The sequence below is a fragment of the Staphylococcus ureilyticus genome (assembly GCF_025558845.1).
Lineage (GTDB): Bacteria > Bacillota > Bacilli > Staphylococcales > Staphylococcaceae > Staphylococcus > Staphylococcus ureilyticus.
Map to the genome: position 1 here is coordinate 1917437 of NZ_CP094825.1, position 19066 is coordinate 1936502.

Sequence of the window (19066 nt, forward strand, 5' to 3'; positions counted from 1 at the left end):
AAACAAATATTGCAGTTAAGCTTTTGGATATAAATGCAATTTATTTTTTTGCAACAAAAAATACGCTAAAATAGATAGTGAATAGGAACTGGGGGATAAATACTATGAACGAAGATGTTTTAACAAACCAACAAATTGTTAGATATGAAGAAGGTAAACTTATTGAAACAACAGATCACTATGTCACAGAATTCCCACTGACGATTATGGTCAATGGTGAAGAATTTGCAACGGTCATTTGCAGTCCAAATCATATGAAAGAATTAGTCCTAGGTTTTTTAGCTTCAGAAGGTGCTATTTTAAAAAGTGATGATTTGAAATCAATTCAAATTGATGATAGTAAAGGCTTTGCACATGTCGAATTAACCAAATCACTTAATGACCGGTTTGAATATTCTACTAAACGGATGATTGCATCTTGCTGTGGTAAGAGTCGTGAATTTTATTTCCACAATGATGCTGCAATAGCTAAAACATCAATGTCTAAAATTAAACTCACCCCTCACCAAGTCCTTAACATGATGACACGTTTACAAAGTGCAAGTAAAATTTTCAAACAAACTGGTGGATTGCATAATGCTGCCATCAGTGATGGAGAGGCATTTTTTGAACATAGACAAGATATAGGTAGACATAATGCCTTAGATAAACTTTATGGTTATTGCATACAACATCATATACCTGTGCGAGATAAAGTATTAATATTTAGTGGGCGTATATCTTCCGAAATCCTTATTAAAGCTGCGAAAATTGGCGTTGGTGTGATTTTATCTAAATCCGCGCCAACCACATTAGCTGTAACACTTGCCAATGATTTAAATATTACAGCAATTGGTTTTATTCGGGATGGTAATTTTAATGTTTATAGCCATCCAGAGCGCATAATATCATAATGTGTTAAACGCCCTTTACATCATAAAAATACCAAATTAAAGACAAATCTTAAGTGATGATTCACCTGAGGTTTGTTTTTTTTATCTATTAAATGATGCACTTTGATAAAAGTATCTACACTCATTCAAAAATAATAATGTTTTTAATGTTGGATGTGGGTTAACGCTAATACTTACAAAAAACATCAGCCAAATATTACACCATAAAACAGTACCTTCAGAAAATATGCATAAAAAAATGTCGACAAAGTTAATGGCTTTGTCGACAGTATAGTACGCTCACGTTGCGAGCATATTTTTTAATTAAAGTAAAAATGAGGCTTTTTCAAATATCTTCTTTTACAATGTGATAACAAAAACTGATAAAAACATAACCTTGCTTCACGTACATATCTTTAGCACTATCTTCTCCATCGGCGATCAAAATCAATGGTTTGGGCATGGCTAATTCTGCAGCAAAACTTTGCATCACACTACCGACGCCTTGTCTTTGATAGCATGTTAAAACACCAAATCCATCAATTTCCACAGTTGTCTCATCTATGATCAAATCTAATATACCAGCTGGAACACCCTGCCTATATGCTATAAGACGTGTTTTAGCATCATTAATATATTGATTTTTAATCATATTTGTACTTTCTTTAACATACCCCTCACCATATGGTGCTGCAAATTGACTATGCACACTAATATAATCATCTATAGTATGCGCATCCACTACTTTAACTTCTACTTCAGAGTCTATATACTTTTTGAATTTTTGAGGTTCAATCGCATATAACTCCATGAGTCCTAATTCAAATTGCTCTTGGCTAATTAATCCTAACCATTGTTGGTCTAATGCTACGTTTTCCGGAAAAGTAAAAGTTAAATGATTAGAGTTTTGTTGCTTATGAAAATCAGTTTGTGTAGCTATATCCGCTTTCCATTGTTGAATTGAAGGCATTTGTTTATACACCCATTTATTTGCATCAAATATTAAAGGCATTTGAGGAGTTAAATAAATAGTTTTATATGCATCTTCAACGTAAACATTCCCAGGTTGGAAAATATTACTCAAAGTTATGTTCACCATCATTTCTCCTCCTCTTTGTCTCAATTGATTCTACTTAAGTAATTGCTTGAATCGACTATGGTTTAACATGATATTGCCTATTAAACTAGCAATTAGCGCTTTAATAACATCTCCTGGCATAAAGACAAAAGATAACATGATTGATTTAGAAATTGGCAAATTTGTAATAAGTCCCATTATAATCGTACCCACAATATCTAACAAAACGACACCTATCAATACAGTTGTTACTAATAATACAATAAAGTTGATCTTTTTCAAATATAAGTCTCTTACAAGACCAATAAGATATGTAATAACAGGGTACATAAATAAAAAACCTGCTGATGGTCCTGCAAAAACACCAATACCAGCACGGCCACCTGATAACAATGGTAATCCAGCAACAACTAAAAGTAATAAAACAACGACACTCAATGTGCCATATTTGCGTCCTAATAAAATGGCAGCTAGAAATATACCGATATTTTGTAACACAATTGGTACAGGCATTATGGGTAATGGTATTGCAGGTACAAAACCTAAAACTGCAATAATAGCAGTCATTAAAGCAGTATAAACTAAATATTTCGTTGACATCATCAAACCTCCTTCGATGAAAAAATTATACCACAAATGTAAACTGTTAAAAATAAAAAGTTTACAATTTAAATTTATAATCTTTTTCTAAACAAAAAAACATGAGCTTGAGACATCTTTGCTTTGTCACACGCTCATGTTTTATTTTGGTGATATTTATTTAAATCTCTAAAATACTACTGTAAATAATAGATTATGAATTCGTTTTTAAAAATTTCTCTTTCAAATCTTTTCTCATATACTCCAATGTATAAGGGTCGTTGTACCAATAAGTTTCTGCTTGCACTTCTATAACATGATTATTTTTAACTGCAGATAAGTTGTTCCATAGATCAGTTTTTTTATAACCTGGTTTTGATTTACCCTCACTCGTGGAAACGATATAATCGCCAGCATAATCCGCTAGTTTTTCTTGTTTAATTTCAGCCCAGCCTTCTTTTTTAACTAACTCATTGAGTTTGTTAGGCATCTTTAATCCAAATGCTTGGTACATAACTTCTCCTCCACGTCCCCAGTTAGGTCCGTAAGTGTAAAGTTTTTTATCAAATTCATCAAAAATTGACACTGTTGTATCTTCACCAATTTTCGCTTTGATTGCTTCACCATCTTTTTCAGTTTGTGATTTCCATTTTTCTTCCCATTTTTTTACTTTATCTTCTTTTCCAAGTAGTTTACCTAATTGTCTTTGTTGATCTAAATATTTATGTTTACCATAATCGTAAACAACAGTCGGTGCAATTTTCTTATACTTTTTAATGTTTTTATCTGTAGAGTAAGCTACAATCAAATCTGGTTTTGTTTTTGCAACTTTTTCAACATCATTTTCTCCAACTTTTTCAACATCTTTAAATTTATCTTTTAAAATATGACTGTTATCGACTTGCTCATTGACAGCTACAATTTTACCTCCTAAATATTTTATTCCGCCTGCGTATGTAGGTGCAACAACTGCAATACGTTCAGGATTTTTAGGTATATCAATTTTCTTTCCGCTATCTAATGTATAAGCTTTTGTGTCTTCTTTGTTACTATCTGAGCCGCTTTCAGATTTTTTGCCGCAAGCTGCTAATATTAGAACCATTATAATTATTGGAAATATTAATTTTTTCATAAGTCTCCTCCATTGAAAATGATTATCATTACCATTGAATTATATAATGATTATAAAATTTGTACAATAGAAAACCTAAAATTTTTATTATTTTAAAAAATAAAAAAAGGAATGAGTTAGAAAATCAACTTTAATCATTGATTTCATATACTCATTCCAATATAAATCGTTTATTCAAAGATTTCATTGACTATAAAGACAAGCCATGTTCTCGGCATTTATTTAAAGTGGCCTAATACACTATGCGCAATATTAGTATAGGCCATGTCTTCCATCGGCGGATTATGCAGACCAGCTCGCATATCTCTATAATAACGTTGCAATGGTCGTTCCATTTCTAAACTCTTAGCGCCCACAATACGCATGGCAATATCTATTACTTCTAAACCTTGATTCATCACCAACACTTTACTTGCTGAAGTTTCATTCCAAATCGGTATCTCTTGTTGTTGGTTGTATAACGCTGCAGTACTCCATAAAAAGTGGCGTGCAGACAATAGTAATGATTCCATTTTACCAACATTTTGCTGTACAGTTGAAATATCGCCAATCGCACCATCAATACTTGCAGGACTATAATTTTTTGCAAAATCTACGGCATAATCTCTCGCCGCTTGTGCAATACCTAGATATGTACTAGGGATATGTAGTATCCAGCCATTAGGTTGCTTGCCACCCGCACCTCTTATTTCTACAAAATTTTCTTCTGGAATGAAAACATCATTTAAAATCAAATCGTGACTTTCAGTTGCACGCATGCCTACCATATTCCAATTGTCTGCAATCTCCACACCAGGCGTATCTTCAGATATCAAGAAAAAAACAACAGTATCAATTTCTTCATAATAGGCACTTACAATAAAATGGCTTAATCTTCTACTCATTGAAGTAAAGGTTTTGACCCCATTAATCACAAAACCGTTATCTTTTTTTATTGCATGTGTAGCAGGTCTTGCGCCGCGTGTAGGACTACCTGTTTCGGCTTCACTGACAGCTCTGTTAACTAATGCACCTTTTTTCACTTCTACTGCAAAGCGCTCTAGCATATCTTGTTCCCAAGCATGTTGTTCATATAATTGCCCAACAACACTAAGGTGCCAGCCAACTGAAAGTGCAGTCGCACCATCTATTGCTCCTAAATATGTCTGTAGTACAACCATATCTTCAACAGTCGCACCCTCACCACCATATGCTTTAGGTAACGTTAATAACGTATAACCTTCTTTTACCAACCAATCAATATTTTCATATGGAAATCTTGAATGTTTATCATTATAATCAGCTTTTTCTTTAAACTGCGCTTTGATTGAATCAAATTTATCTATCCACTTTTTTTGTATCTCTGTATGTATTAATGCAGAATAATTCACAGTGTCCACCTCATTTTAGACTTTTCTCTATTAAACTTAGTGTAACACTCGCTTATAACGAATAAAAGCTATTAGATTACAAAATCTTACTTTACCGATAAGGATTAATATGATACTTTGTACGTATTGATATTCTGGGGGTTTAAAATGATTACAGTTGAACATTTAATACATAAATATAAAAATCATACTGTTCTTAATGGCGTTAGCTTTTCACAAAATAAGGGAACTGTGACTGCTATCATCGGTCCAAGTGGATCAGGTAAAACAACGCTACTTAGAACATTGAACGCGTTAGCGATACCAAAATCAGGTACAATTCAAATTGGTAATCAAAATTTTGTCGCCGATAAACATTCAAAAAAAGATATTTCACAGTTAAGAAAGAAATCTGCGATGGTGTTTCAAAACTATAATTTATTCAAAAACAAAACAATTCTTGAAAACATTACAGTTGGCTTGATACATGGTAAAAAAATGCCTGCTAAACAGGCAAATGAAATAGCCATTTCTTATTTAGAGCGTTTTAATTTATTAAACCAAAAAGATAAATATCCTTCACAACTATCTGGTGGTCAAAGTCAACGCATAGGAATCATACGTGCCTTAGCGCTTAATCCAGAAGTACTGCTATTAGATGAACCTACGTCTGCGTTAGATCCTGAATCAATTCAAGGCGTATTGTCACTTATCAAATCTATTGCACAAGAAGGCATGACCATGGTAATCGTCACTCATGAAATACAATTTGCTAAAGCAATTGCAGATCAAATTCTATTTATAGATGAAGGTAAAATATTGAAACAAGGTACACCACAATCAGTTTTAGAATCTTCTGATTCTAAAAGAATTAATCGTTTTTTAAACACCGTAGAAATGGAGCGTGACTTATTATGAAAAATAATAAGTTACGCATTTTAATCATTTCATTGTTGATTACGGTGTTATTTAGTGGATGTAGTCAAACACAAGAATCCACAAGTCATAATAATAAAAAAGAAATCAAAGTAGCAATTTCTGCAGAAGTTAATCCGCCTTATTTGTATACAAATAAACAAAATGAGTTTGCCGGTTTGGATATAGACTACCTAAAACTATTAGAAAAAAAGTTACCGCAATATCAGTTTAACTATGAAGTTGGCGAGGAAGAATCTAATCTTGTAGGTATTGGTGCTGGAAAGTTTGATATGGGAATTAACTGGTTTTTCAAAACGCCTGAACGCGAAAAACAATTTCTCTATCAAGACGTTCCTTATAGTTACGCATTGCCTTTAATTGTTGTTCATAAAAATAATTCTGATATACATTCACTCAATGACTTACCTGATAAAAAATTAACACCAATGGCACCGAGTGGCGGATTATACTCTATATTATCTCAGTATAATAATTCACATTCTCCAAAAATTGATATCGATACTATTCAAGAACCTTCTAACGGGGACAATTTAAAAATGGTTAGCAATAACAGACGTGATGCCATGATTTTAAACTGGAACACTTACAATGCGATTCAAAAACAAATCAATGCTGATGTTAAAATTGGCGGAATTATAAAAAAAGAATCATTGCATATTGTCTATAATAAAAAGCATCAAAAATTGCATGACGATATTGATCAAGCTACTCAAGAACTGATAGATGAAGGTGAATTACAAAAACTTTCTGAAAAATATTTTGATATCAATGTATTTGATGATTTGGATGAAATAAACAAGCAAAAAGATAAATTGGAGGTACAATCATGACAAATTCTGTTAACTGGGGTGATTTATTCGGCCAAGTTTTACAACAATTACCCCTAACACTATTCATCTTTATATTGTCACTCTTTTTTGCCTTAATACTTGGGTGCTTATTAGCAACCATCCGTATCAAAAAAGTAAAAGTATTATCACCTATCGTCCGTATTTATCTGTCTTTTATTCGAAGTACACCTTTAATTTTACAACTTTTTTTGGCATATTTTGCTTTGCCGCAATTATTATTATTCATCCAAATCGATATCAATCATTTTAGCAGACTGTTTTTTGTAATTTTAGCGTTCACATTGCATGCGGGTGCTTATCTTTCAGAGATTATACGGGCAGGATACCAATCAGTAGACTATAGCCAAATTGAAGCAGGACTATCTGTCGGTTTATCTTACCCACGGATTTTAGTAGATATTATAATTCCACAAGCGTTACGCAACAGTATTCCAAACTTGACGACACAAGTGATTGAACTAATTAAAGACACATCTTTAGCTTTTACAATTGGGATTATTGATATGATGGGACAAGTTAAATTAATTATTGGAAATAACTATGGACTAGGTATGTTAGAAGTTTATGTCGTCATATCTATTATTTACTGGATAATCGCTCTTATCATACAAACTATATTTGCACTCATCAATAAACGAGCCCAAAAACCATTTCGTGTCTAAGGAGGTAATACTTTGTCATTTATACTTTATACTGTTTCAGAAGTGCTTAAGGGTGTACCAAATACAATTATTATTTCAATTGTAGCAATGATCGTAGGTTTAATTATCGGCACACTATTTGCTTTTATTCAAACTAAAAATGTTCCAATTCTCTCTCAAATTATAGTGATATATAATTCTTTTTTTAGAAGCACACCACTTATTGTCCAATTATTTATTATGTATTATGGCATACCAAAATTAGTGATTTGGAGTAATGCACAATTTACATTGACAATTAATCCTGATATTTTCTCACCATTAGTTATTGCATTTATTGTATTTTCCTTACATGCTGTTGCATATTTGTCAGAATCTATTAAAGGAGGATTACTTTCAGTCGATACCGATCAAATTGAAGCTGCTCAAACTGTAGGACTTTCAACAATAAGAACTTACAAAGAAATTATATTACCGCAAGCATTCAGCTATGCGCTTCCCAATATTGAAAATCAATTTATAATGCTTATCAAAGGAACTTCTCTAGCATTCGCAGTACAAGTTACTGAGATTATGGCAGTTAGTCATGTTATTGCAAATGAAGGCTATCGTTTTATAACTGTATATAGTGTAGCAGCAATATTTTATTGGTTACTTGCCATAGTACTAGAATTGTTATTTTCTAAAGTTGAAAACCGTTCAGCACAATATATGACTTCAAAAACCACAGCATAAATCACAATAGAACAAAATCATTTTCATATAGACACTTATTTAAATTTTCTGTTTTATCGATTTCCAATACTCCATATGCTTATCTATAATTTTAACCTTGACACATGTATACAAAACGACTTATTTTTTACAGTTAATATAATAGTTAGTCGTATGTACTGAACATTTATGATGCGTTTTCTTTTCAATCTCACAGTGACAAAAAATCAGCACTCAATATAAAATATGAGTATCAAAAAGGCCCGTAACTACATTATTTCAAAATGTAGTTACGGGCCTTGATATTGATATGGACGTTCCAGTCTTTTTAAGTTTTCATTTATTCCTATAACATTGTCTTTAATAGCTACATTGCTAAACTTTCTGCATACTGTTTTTTTCTTTTATAATAATTCTTAACCTTTTTAGGCATTCTACCATTTTGTAATTCATCTTTAGTTATAATAGGATAATTTTTGAACACAATAGATCCTAAGTAACCACAAACAGCACTTCCTATTGCACATAATAATGCAACGATAATCACAGTCAATGCATTATTAAAGCCAAACATCACCATTAAACCTGCAATTGGCGTTGCAGTGCCTGTTGCTTCATTAACAAGTCCAAACATAGCAATAATAACGCCCGATACAGCACCGCCTACAAAATTTGTAGCATAAACAGGAATTGGATTGGCAGTAACGATATCTGCTTGTGATAACGGCTCAATAGCCACAGAAATCGTTGTTTTACGATCACCGAACTTCATTCGTTTAAACAAAACAAAATTCATAAACGATGATCCAAAAACTGCCAATGCACCAATTGCCATTGGTGTTCCTGTAAGTCCTAATAACGCAGTCAATGCCATTGAGCTTAAAGGTGCAGTTGCTACAACTGTTATAATCCCCCCTAGCACTATCCCCATTAGTACTGGGCTTGAAGTTGTCGAATCTTTAATGATATTACCTATTTGCAATAATGTCGCATCTACAACAGGTGCTACACCAATTGCAATAATTCGTGTGATAGGTGCAATGATAATAATTGAACCTATTAAATCCAAACCATCGGGAAATTTTTGTTCTATCCATTTCATACCAAAACTGGCTATGTAACCTGCGACAAAACCTGGTAGTAAATCCATGTTACCGCATGCAACGGCAATAACAAATGCATATACAGGAGAAACGCCCATTGCTAAAGCAACTAAACCAGCAGCAGCAACCCCGCCTAAGCCACCTGCCGCTTCACCTAACTGGCCTAAAAATGGGATTCCCATTAAATCTCCACCTACATATTTATGAAAGGCTTCGACTAAAAAAGAAGCAATTGCAGCATTTGCTAGCGCTCCCATTGCTTTTCCACCATTTGGTGCCTTACTTGTAAAAAGTGTAAACAAACATAAAACAATACCTAAAAATATAACCCCTAAAAGTAAATTCATAAAAACACCCTTCTAATATTTGTATGCGCTTTCATTTAACAAATATTAGTATATCACATTTAATGTTTTACTCAAATAATATTTTGGTTCAATATATAATTAATAAAATAAAATTACACTTTTCAGAATATTCGTTTTTTTATATATGTAACACGACTCATTTTCAAAAGTGAGTTACTTTAGGTAGTCTTGTAATGTTTTTATCATATGTTCAATTTTCTGACGTTGTGTTTCATTTATATATACAACAACTGTACGTTCGTCAATATCACTTCTCTTTTTACTCAAATAACCCATTTTAATTAATTTTTGCAATGCTTTCGTTAAGTAGTACGGTTTTAACTCTGAATATTGCGCAATTTCTTTTGCGGTAACCTCATAAGATTGACACTCATGTATATAATTCAAAATAAATATTTCTTCATAATTTAATTTGTGATATTTCTTAGTTTCTTTGAAAAACTGTTTCCCTTTTTGATACAAAGTTATTAATTCGTTGAGTTCACTTAATTCTTTTAATTTTTCCATAAAACCACTCCTTATGTTTTTTCATGTTGTTAATATATTTCAATGTGTGCCTGTCTTTATGTAATATAATTTTATCCTATTTATGCTATTGAATTCAATATGGCTTACTATGAAAAATATTAGGTTTTACTACTATTTTTTTAATATCACTTTTTATTATTAAAATTTAGTGCTACATATATCCTTTTTGTTACTAAAAATTCACTAATAGCTTATATAAATTTTTAAAATTATTAGCATTTGCTTTTAATTTAATAAATTGAAGATCACTAAAACCAACTAAAAATACTTCGGCATATCTAATAATAAGCATTGTTATATACGTCAACCAAACAACTATATTAACCAAACAAACTGCCTAATGTCATGGAGCTATGTTGTAGCACTCTCTCATTATAAACACATAAATATCAAATTATCATTTTCAAAGTGTAATGTCGTTTTCAAAACGAAATGTTTCAATTATCACTATTTACAAGTAATTTTCTCATAAAAAATCTGTATAAAAAAACAACTTGAGACATTTATTAAAGTCCCAAGTTGTGTTAATTTTCATTTATTGTTTTTCTTTATTTAAAAAGAAACACTTTATCATATTGATATCTAGACGATACCTTAATGAATAATTATTTCTTTTTACAATCTAACGTATCTAATAAGCTAAGCGCTGCTAATCCTGTTAAATCAAGTGCATGTTTTGCACCTGCTTTACCATGTCCAGCTTCAAAGTGTTTATACGCTGCTACACCTAGCACAGTAATCGTCATTAACGAAGCAATACGTGATAATCTTTTACTTGCAAAGCTTAGCACGAAAAATACTGCACTTAATGATTCTAAAGCACCAGCTAAAGGTACTGCATTTGCAGGTAAATTAAATACTTCAGTAAAAGTATCTTTCATAGATTTGTCACCTTTTAATTTTGGTTTCGCTGCACCATATAATTCTTTTGCTAATTTTAAATTTGTTAAATAACGTAATATCATTTTTACTCTCCTTCTATTTGTTTTCAAAATATTTATCTACAATAGGTTTTACCCGCTCACCCAATAATTTAATGGTGTTTATTGTATGCTCATGTGGCATCGAACCTACAGGTGTATGCAACATAAAGCGAGATAAACCTAGTGTTTCAACAGTTTCAATAATTTTATTAGCCACAGTTTCCGGACTTCCAACATATAATGCACCATTCGGGCCTGCTTCACGAATGAAACTATTTTCATCATATAGTGGCCAGCCACGTTCCTTAGCTAATACATCATGGCTTGCTTTTACTGAAGGGAAAAATTCACGAAAAGCTTGTTCATCCGTTTCAGCAATATACCCCCAAGAATGCGTAGCAATCGGTAATTCTTTCACATCATGACCATATGATTCGGCTATCGATTTATACATATCAATATTTCTGCGGAATCTTTTGGGGTCACCGCCAATTATAGCATAAGTGATGGGTAATCCTAATGCTCCTGCTTTCAATGAAGATTCAGGTGTTCCACCTGTAGCTATAGAAATAGGTAAAATACCATGCTCAACTCTAGGATAGACACCTAAATTTTGTATATTGGGTCTCAGTTGACCGGTCCAATTTACAATTTCATTTTGATTAATTTGCATTAATAATTCAATCTTTTCATTAAATAATTGTTCATAATCATTTAAGTTATACCCAAATAGTGGAAATGATTCTATAAATGAACCTCTTCCTACCATTATTTCGGCACGACCATTTGAAATTGCATTTAATGTTGAGAACCTTTCATAAACTCTTACAGGATCATCTGAGGATAGCACAGTTACAGCACTACTCAATTTAATTTGCTTTGTATTTCTAGACGCTGCAGCTAAGACTGTAACAGGATCAGAAACGGCATAATCAGGTCGATGATGCTCTCCTAACCCATAAACATCAAGACCATAGTCATCTGCAATTTCAATCTCTTCTATGATATTTCTTATTCTCTGAGCATTGCTAATTGCAGATGCTTTACCTTTATCGGTGAAAATTTCACTATTATCAGCAAATGATGTTAAGCCAATCTCAATTTTCATTAATTCACCTCGCTTACCAAGTATATTTTTTATACTCATTATCTTAAAACCTTTCAAATAAACTGTCAATAGCATTGCTCATGAACATTACAGCCATATTTGTATAAATTACTCTCAATTCTTTCAAAAAAATAAATAATCTCTAACTTTAGAAAATAATATATTATTTAAATAACTAAATTTTAGCATTTATTAGCATTTGTAATTTTCTGTTATTTTACAGATTTGTAATAAATTAGAGTGCAAGATTACACATGAAATCATTAAAATGTGATAACAATGGGCGCTGAGAACTATATAAAACTAATGTTATTTGTTACATCTAACGATTAATTATTAGAGTTAAATTACAAAATGATAACATTGCACACAAACCGACCATTATCTGATAAAGTATTGCTTGTCGTTAAAAAACAACGAAAAAAAATATTTTAAACTATTGTCATTTAGAGACTGAGATAATAAATTAAATGCTTTATAATTATTAGGAGGATATTTTACAATGAAAAAAATCGCTACAGCTACAATCGCTACTGCAGGAATCGCTACTTTCGCATTTGCACAAAACGAAGCAGATGCTGCTGAAAATAATAATGGTTATAACCCTAATGACCCAACTTCTTATAGCTATTCATATACAATAGATCAACAAGGTAATTACCACTACACTTGGCAAGGTAATTGGAATCCAAGCCAAGCAGACCAAGCTCATTCAAATAACAATGGCTATGCAAGTAATGGTCAAAGCAGTAATTATGGTTCTACATATGGTAACGCTACTCAATCATATACAGCTAATAATAATACAACTGGTGGCGGTGGAGCTGCTTCAAATTCAACTTCAGACCGTAACATCAAAGTAACTACAACAAGCGCGCCATCAAGTTCATCAAGTTCTATTTCTAGCACTTCAGGTTCTTCTAACAACCTATATACTTCTGGCCAATGTACTTATTATGTATTTGATAAAGTCGGTGGTAAAATCGGTTCAACGTGGGGTAACGCTAACAACTGGGCAAGCGCTGCAGCTGCTTCAGGTTACACAGTAAACAATTCACCTTCACAAGGTTCAATCTTACAATCTTCAACTGGTGCTATGGGACACGTAGCATATGTTGAAAGTGTAAACAGCGACGGTTCAATCCGTGTATCTGAAATGAACTATGGTCAAGGTCCTGGTGTTGTTACTTCACGTACAATTTCAGCTAGCCAAGCTTCAAGCTATAACTACATTCACTAAATGTTAGCACATAAAAATAGTTAGACATAATCAAGCAGCAATTTCTATTGAAACGATATAGAAATTGCTGCTTTTTTATTTCACTTTTAGATTTTAATTGGATAATATCACTTACAATTATTCTAGATATATTTAATTAGTATTGTTTTTTCTAATACATACCAATATTAGCGATTTTGCAAAGTGGTACGGACTTAGAAGTTATATGAAATTTATATAGTGTGAATAATTACTAAGTTGGAAACCTGTATTTTATCACAATCCAGCTACATCAACGATCATCAACACATACGCTTTAAAATATAAAAAAACATACTAAGATTAGTTTTGAAGCAATCTTAGTATGTTTCATATCATCACTAGATGACTGGAACTCAGGTCACCATTTGGTACTTTTATCAATTCTAGTCATCTTTTATGTACACTTTTAAAGTGATAAATCTTCAATGATGCATCAGCTTATATCTAAAAATAGCAATATAATACTTGCTTGTATCATTGTAAAAATAACATGACTACCATCATAGATTAATTTAATTTAGAGAATTAAAACCATTTAAATTATGGTTTATGCAAGTATAACTATACATATATCATTTGTGTATTGTTAACATAAATCGGCTTTATACTGTACCATCGCTACAATATAAAACCGACTATAAAATAGATAATAGAAGGATATTTAAAATCTTTACCTATATTGAAATATTGATGTATTCCTATAACATAAAGTAGTATTGCTACAATAATTACTAAATTCAATACGGAACCACCTCATCCATAGTTTTGTTTAGCCGAATTAGCTATCTCATAAACATATTATTAATAATTCCACTTAAATCTATCTAAAAAAGTAGTAATATAAACAAGTTTGCAACTTGAATACATTACTACTTTTTTCTTAATTTATTATCACAATGATACTATGTTACTTTTATCCTTCGCTAACTTTAGTTTTCTTGATGCCAATACCACTAAATCCATAAAATATTGCAAAGAAGACACATAAATAACAAGGCACAGCCCAAATAAAGAATTGATCGACAGAAACGCCTAATTGTTGGGTATAATAAATACCAGATGTTCCCCAAGGTATCAATGGTATAATCATTGTACCTGAATCTTCCAATGTTCTAGATAGATTTGAACGATCCAAGCCCATTTTATTATACATATCCATCATTAATACACCAACCATGATTATCACTACAGAAGCAACGCCTGCAGCTAACACCATCATTAATCCACCTACAACTGTAGCAAGAATTAAAGTCCCTACAGAATTAATATTACTAGATATTTTCTTCAAGATTACATCTAAACATCCTGCTTTTTCCACAATACCAGCAAAAGCATAGCCACAAAAGATTGTGACTACAATTTCTGTCATACTCATCATACCGCCCTGTTCTATTAAATTAATCGCTTTTTCGGATAATGAGCCATGTAAATTTGGTACCATACTTTTATTAAAACCATCAAATGTTGCTTTAAAGCCATCTGTCACTTTAAAACCATTATTAAATGCACCGATAACAATCGCACTGACACTAGATATTAACATCGATGGCACTGTTGAAATTTTAAACAACAAGCATACAATAATAATGATTAACGGTAACCATACGAAAAAGTTAATGTTATAAATCGTTGATAGTTCCTTAAGCATCGCATTCACTTGTGAAGTATTCGCATTACCTTTAAATTGTAAACCGGCAAAATACCACACAATTAATCCGATGATAGACGCTGGAACCGTTGTCCATATCATCGCTCTTATATGCGAGAAGATATTCACCTTAGTAACTAGTGCTGCTAAATTAGTCGTGTCTGATAGTGGTGACATCTTATCACCAAAAACTGCACCTGCAATAATCGCACCTGCTGCCATACCAGCTGGAATATTTAATTGTGCACTTATCGCCATCAGCGCTATGCCTGCTGTAGATGCAGACCCCCACGCAGTACCAGTAGCAACTGATGTAATTGCACAAATAATAAATGCTGATACTAAAAACAGATTAGGATTTAAAAATTCTAAGCCATAATAAATCAGTGCAGGCACTGTTCCCGAATACATCCAAGTACCCACAATAATACCTACAGATAATATAATATATATCGCTGGCATAGCAGTCGCTAAACGATTAGTAATCCCTTCTTCTAAATCTTTCCATTTTAAACCTACGCGTCTCGCAATAATTGCAGCATAAGCTGAAGAAAGAATAAGTAATGCTTGAATTGGAATATCAAACACGACAAAACCAGTTATTACAATAATAATCATCACTATGATTGTTGAAATAGATTCTAAAAAAGTTGGTTGTCTTTTCATACACATTTCCCCTTATTTATATGAATGAATATTATAATTAGTACAATCCTAACTTATCTTTTCCTAACTCATCTATCGTTAATCCTTCTTCAAAGAAGTCACGTTCTAAAATTGTTGATGCAATAATGATAATCGCATCAATGTTAGGTGTTGGCACATCAATTTCTCTTCCTAAACTTGACCAAAGCACTAAACCATATGCAATATCTTCTGTTAAATAACGATTTTTTACATGATTAGGTCCTTTAATTTGAGAAAATACAGGACTCGTATTAAACAAACGATTGAGTGGTTCATCTTCATCTTGTCTTTCTAGATAACCACGTTCAATTCGAGCTTCTTTTGCAGAAGATAACTCAAATCCTAATTTTCGCCCTAGTGTTAGTCTCTCTAACTCTACTGCATGTAATAAACGCACAGTATGTTTTGTGATTCCCTCTTCATACAACGCAAATTCATCAGCATAATCTATTCTTCCTACATTTAACAATGTTGGTCCTGGATGAACTTCAGGATTACCATTTTCTAAATTTGTTTTCCATAAGCTTTCTTCTTTTACAATATGAGGATATAACTGCTCAATTGTATCAAAGCTATCACTTAACTCTTCTTTATCATATGTTGAAAAATGTACTTTTCTAACATTTAAAGATAAATCGACACGTGCTGTTTCAAAATCGACACGCGTACCATAAGTTAATGTATTTACTTCTGCAAACTTAGGCATTACATCAATATGCATATCTTCTAACACATTCATAAAACGTATTGATCCCATTGCAGCAGCAATATTAAAGAAAATTAACTGATTCGCTTTGATAAATGGCGCCATTGTGTGCGCATAATGTTCAATAAATGATGATGGTATCACAACTTGTATAACATCAGCACCTTCAAGCACGTATTCCATATCATCACTTATGTCAGTAAATTTTACGAAGGTTTCTTCACCTTCATTATTAAATGTAAATCCACCTTGTTCAATGGCTTTGTCAAATTTATCTATAGACTGATTTCTACAATATAACTTGACTTCATGTCCTTTATTAACCATATCAAGTGCTGCAGTAACAGCACCATTACCTGATCCTACAATAGCTATCTTCATAAACACCCTTCTTTCTTTAAACATTGAATTTTTTTCGTATTAAACATTACTCTCATGTATAACCTATTAAGAAAAATGATAAACACTGATATACAACCTATCTAATTTTCTCAATTTAAAGGTACTTAAGTGCATTTCTATATTTTAACAATATCGCCACTTTGTAAACAGGCTTTTTATAAAATTTTTCAAATAATGTACAACTCATTTTGGGTTTTGTTATAGTAATAGTAAATTAAAAGGAGGAATAATAATGACTGAAGATTACGCAAATCGTGAAGTATTAAATCAAGAACCTAATAGTGATGCAAGATTGATGGCTACATTAATTTATGTACTTAGTTTTTTCACTACATTTTTAGCGCCACTAGTCATTTGGCTTATTAAACGTGAAGATTCTGCATTTGTTGATAGAGCTGGTAAAAACTATTTTAATTTTCTAATTTCATATGTTATCTGGCTAACCGTTTCAACTATTTTGATGTTTATTCTCATAGGCTTTATTTTATTTCCTATTTTCGCAATTTTAAATTTTATTTTTACAATAGTAGCAGCCGTAAAAGCATATAATGGCGAAGATTATTTACCTCCGGTATCTATTAGATTTTTCAAATAATTTATATCAAAATTTTGTGATTCTTTACACCTTCTGTAATATACAAATTTAGTATATGTGTTGATAATCGTGTTAAACCTTATACTTGTGCAATTTATACTATATTACAACAATATTTGCTTTTGTAACCTCACGTGTTGTTTATTACAACAATATGTGAGGTCTTTTTAATTGTTTTACAAATACGTAACATTCCACACAAAGTGATAATCTTCTGTTATTGTATAAATTGTCGTTGAAACTAACGCAGTAATTATAAAAATAAATTTTATTAAAATAATAGATGAATTAAATTTTGGGAGGACTTTTTTATTATGAAAAAAATAGTAACAGCAACAACATTAACAGCAGGTATCGGCGCAGCAATTGTAGGTTTAGATCACGGAAATGAAGCAAACGCAGCTGAACAATCTACTCAAGCTAACCAAAACACTACTCAAGCTACATCAGGATCAAGTGCAAACTTGTACACTGCTGGACAATGTACATGGTATGTATTTGATAAAACAGGTGGTCAAATCGGCTCTACATGGGGAAATGCAAATAATTGGGCATCTGCAGCATCTTCAGCAGGATATACAGTTAATAATTCTCCAGAAGCAGGTTCTATCTTACAATCTAGTGAAGGTAGCATGGGCCATGTAGCATATGTTGAAAATGTAAACAGTGATGGTTCGGTTAATGTTTCTGAAATGAACTATAATGGTGGACCATTCTCAGTAAGTGAACGTACAATTTCGGCTGGTGAAGCTAGTTCATATAACTATATTCACTTAAACTAATATTGTCATTAAGTCATCACGATTGGGAGTCATACAAAACATAAGATCTTATACTTATTTCATGATTTTATGCGTATGATAAATACAGTTATTTATATTAAAAATGTCAATAACAATCTGTTTTTAATAACAAGTAGTAACTTATATAAGCGTCTGGGACATAAATCCCCATTCTTAAAATAAGAGGACCAATCCTTAATATGGATTGGTCCTCTTTATATTTAAAATTTTACGATTTTGACTGTGCGTAGTTGACTAGGGGATTGTGCGAGCCTCTCGTCTCTCACTCATACGGATTCCCACGGGCGTTAGTACATAACAAAATCGATACAACTTATATTTTGTCATTCAAAAAATAAGATTTATACGTATCATTTAATAGCCACTATTAAATTAACGTGCGATATATGTATAAGATTATAACTTGACTCTACAAACACTACCAATGGAAACTTCAGTTCATTTTCTCACAAATGATATGCCACGACATATTAATGAATGAAACCGATAAAACAATCCCTGAAAATGTATTCGATGCATTTAAACATCTTGTGGTGCAATATCATACTAACAAGAGGTTAAAAATCACTATATATATGTACACATAATATCATTCTCTAGTCGTAAAATAGAAAAATTGCTTAATGATCGTAGCTGAATGATGTGACTCTCACAAAATCAACCGCCTTTTTATAAACCAATAAATCATTTTAGAGTAAATCCTAAAACAATTGTCCTATTATAATCATTATTTCTTTATATTAATGGTATTTAATAAAAGAAAAGTAGCGACTCAATGA

19 protein-coding genes are annotated in these 19066 nt (G+C 31.9%); 8 read left to right on the forward strand and 11 right to left on the reverse strand.

The features are described from left to right. The first annotated feature begins 104 nt into the window (after nucleotides 1-104). Complete coding sequence (gene fdhD / locus MUA21_RS09625; protein ID WP_073343850.1) at nucleotides 105-893, forward strand: formate dehydrogenase accessory sulfurtransferase FdhD; 789 nt, start codon at nucleotides 105-107, stop codon at nucleotides 891-893. 325 nt (nucleotides 894-1218) lie between these two features. Here the strand turns inward: fdhD and MUA21_RS09630 are convergent, their stop codons facing one another. The 4 genes from MUA21_RS09630 to MUA21_RS09645 form a co-directional block, all read right to left on the reverse strand. After that, nucleotides 1219-1971, reverse strand: coding sequence for a GNAT family N-acetyltransferase (locus MUA21_RS09630; RefSeq protein WP_107525432.1), 753 nt, complete (start codon nucleotides 1969-1971; stop codon nucleotides 1219-1221). Nucleotides 1972-2001: 30 nt separating this feature from the next. After that, entirely contained in the window at nucleotides 2002-2550 is a 549-nt protein-coding gene (locus MUA21_RS09635; protein WP_262561147.1) for a biotin transporter BioY, read from the reverse strand. Between the two features lie 193 nt (nucleotides 2551-2743). Further along, the gene (locus MUA21_RS09640; RefSeq protein ID WP_046208460.1) at nucleotides 2744-3661 is read right to left on the reverse strand and encodes an ABC transporter substrate-binding protein; all 918 of its coding nucleotides are present in this window, start codon (nucleotides 3659-3661) and stop codon (nucleotides 2744-2746) included. Nucleotides 3662-3879: 218 nt separating this feature from the next. Beyond that, nucleotides 3880-5031, reverse strand: a complete 1152-nt coding sequence (locus MUA21_RS09645) for an acyl-CoA dehydrogenase family protein (protein ID WP_262561150.1) — start codon at nucleotides 5029-5031, stop codon at nucleotides 3880-3882. 147 nt (nucleotides 5032-5178) lie between these two features. Between MUA21_RS09645 and MUA21_RS09650 the strand changes: the two genes are divergently transcribed. The 4 genes from MUA21_RS09650 to MUA21_RS09665 are packed head-to-tail and all read left to right on the forward strand — an operon-like array spanning nucleotide 5179 to nucleotide 8176. Continuing rightward, on the forward strand, nucleotides 5179-5928 hold the full coding sequence (locus MUA21_RS09650; protein WP_262561152.1) for an amino acid ABC transporter ATP-binding protein: 750 nt from the start codon (nucleotides 5179-5181) through the stop codon (nucleotides 5926-5928). After that, nucleotides 5925-6779: an amino acid ABC transporter substrate-binding protein gene (locus MUA21_RS09655; RefSeq protein WP_107525429.1), complete on the forward strand. Its 855-nt coding sequence runs from the start codon at nucleotides 5925-5927 to the stop codon at nucleotides 6777-6779. The genes MUA21_RS09650 and MUA21_RS09655 overlap by 4 nt, the downstream gene beginning before the upstream one ends. Then, the gene (locus MUA21_RS09660) at nucleotides 6776-7462 is read left to right on the forward strand and encodes an amino acid ABC transporter permease (protein ID WP_262561153.1); all 687 of its coding nucleotides are present in this window, start codon (nucleotides 6776-6778) and stop codon (nucleotides 7460-7462) included. Before MUA21_RS09655 ends, MUA21_RS09660 begins: the two co-directional genes overlap by 4 nt. Nucleotides 7463-7474: 12 nt before the next feature. After that, nucleotides 7475-8176, forward strand: a complete 702-nt coding sequence (locus tag MUA21_RS09665; protein WP_046208465.1) for an amino acid ABC transporter permease — start codon at nucleotides 7475-7477, stop codon at nucleotides 8174-8176. A 346-nt stretch (nucleotides 8177-8522) separates the two neighbouring features. On the opposite strand, the gene MUA21_RS09670 is transcribed toward MUA21_RS09665, so the two are convergent. The 4 genes from MUA21_RS09670 to MUA21_RS09685 all read right to left on the reverse strand — a co-directional run bounded on the left by MUA21_RS09670 (nucleotide 8523) and on the right by MUA21_RS09685 (nucleotide 12185). Beyond that, nucleotides 8523-9605, reverse strand: a complete 1083-nt coding sequence (locus tag MUA21_RS09670) for a PTS sugar transporter subunit IIC (RefSeq protein ID WP_070657897.1) — start codon at nucleotides 9603-9605, stop codon at nucleotides 8523-8525. 174 nt (nucleotides 9606-9779) lie between these two features. Continuing rightward, the gene (locus MUA21_RS09675; protein WP_046208467.1) at nucleotides 9780-10133 is read right to left on the reverse strand and encodes a transcriptional regulator, SarA/Rot family; all 354 of its coding nucleotides are present in this window, start codon (nucleotides 10131-10133) and stop codon (nucleotides 9780-9782) included. Between the two features lie 626 nt (nucleotides 10134-10759). Continuing rightward, nucleotides 10760-11119, reverse strand: a complete 360-nt coding sequence (locus tag MUA21_RS09680) for a DoxX family protein (RefSeq protein WP_046208468.1) — start codon at nucleotides 11117-11119, stop codon at nucleotides 10760-10762. Nucleotides 11120-11132: 13 nt separating this feature from the next. Further along, nucleotides 11133-12185 carry an LLM class flavin-dependent oxidoreductase gene (locus MUA21_RS09685; protein ID WP_107525465.1) on the reverse strand — a complete coding sequence of 351 codons (1053 nt, stop codon included), beginning with the start codon at nucleotides 12183-12185 and terminating at the stop codon, nucleotides 11133-11135. A 502-nt stretch (nucleotides 12186-12687) separates the two neighbouring features. Between MUA21_RS09685 and MUA21_RS09690 the strand changes: the two genes are divergently transcribed. Then, nucleotides 12688-13425, forward strand: coding sequence for a CHAP domain-containing protein (locus MUA21_RS09690; protein ID WP_046208469.1), 738 nt, complete (start codon nucleotides 12688-12690; stop codon nucleotides 13423-13425). Nucleotides 13426-14064: 639 nt separating this feature from the next. On the opposite strand, the gene MUA21_RS09695 is transcribed toward MUA21_RS09690, so the two are convergent. The 3 genes from MUA21_RS09695 to MUA21_RS09705 form a co-directional block, all read right to left on the reverse strand. Continuing rightward, on the reverse strand, nucleotides 14065-14187 hold the full coding sequence (locus MUA21_RS09695) for a hypothetical protein (protein WP_262561154.1): 123 nt from the start codon (nucleotides 14185-14187) through the stop codon (nucleotides 14065-14067). A gap of 172 nt (nucleotides 14188-14359) precedes the next feature. Further along, the gene (gene nhaC, locus MUA21_RS09700; RefSeq protein WP_262561155.1) at nucleotides 14360-15760 is read right to left on the reverse strand and encodes a Na+/H+ antiporter NhaC; all 1401 of its coding nucleotides are present in this window, start codon (nucleotides 15758-15760) and stop codon (nucleotides 14360-14362) included. A gap of 37 nt (nucleotides 15761-15797) precedes the next feature. Then, nucleotides 15798-16868: an NAD/NADP-dependent octopine/nopaline dehydrogenase family protein gene (locus tag MUA21_RS09705; protein WP_262561156.1), complete on the reverse strand. Its 1071-nt coding sequence runs from the start codon at nucleotides 16866-16868 to the stop codon at nucleotides 15798-15800. 253 nt (nucleotides 16869-17121) lie between these two features. Between MUA21_RS09705 and MUA21_RS09710 the strand changes: the two genes are divergently transcribed. Next, entirely contained in the window at nucleotides 17122-17484 is a 363-nt protein-coding gene (locus MUA21_RS09710) for a DUF4870 domain-containing protein (protein WP_262561157.1), read from the forward strand. A gap of 314 nt (nucleotides 17485-17798) precedes the next feature. Then, nucleotides 17799-18266, forward strand: coding sequence for a CHAP domain-containing protein (locus tag MUA21_RS09715; RefSeq protein ID WP_046208473.1), 468 nt, complete (start codon nucleotides 17799-17801; stop codon nucleotides 18264-18266). Nucleotides 18267-19066: the final 800 nt, after the last annotated feature.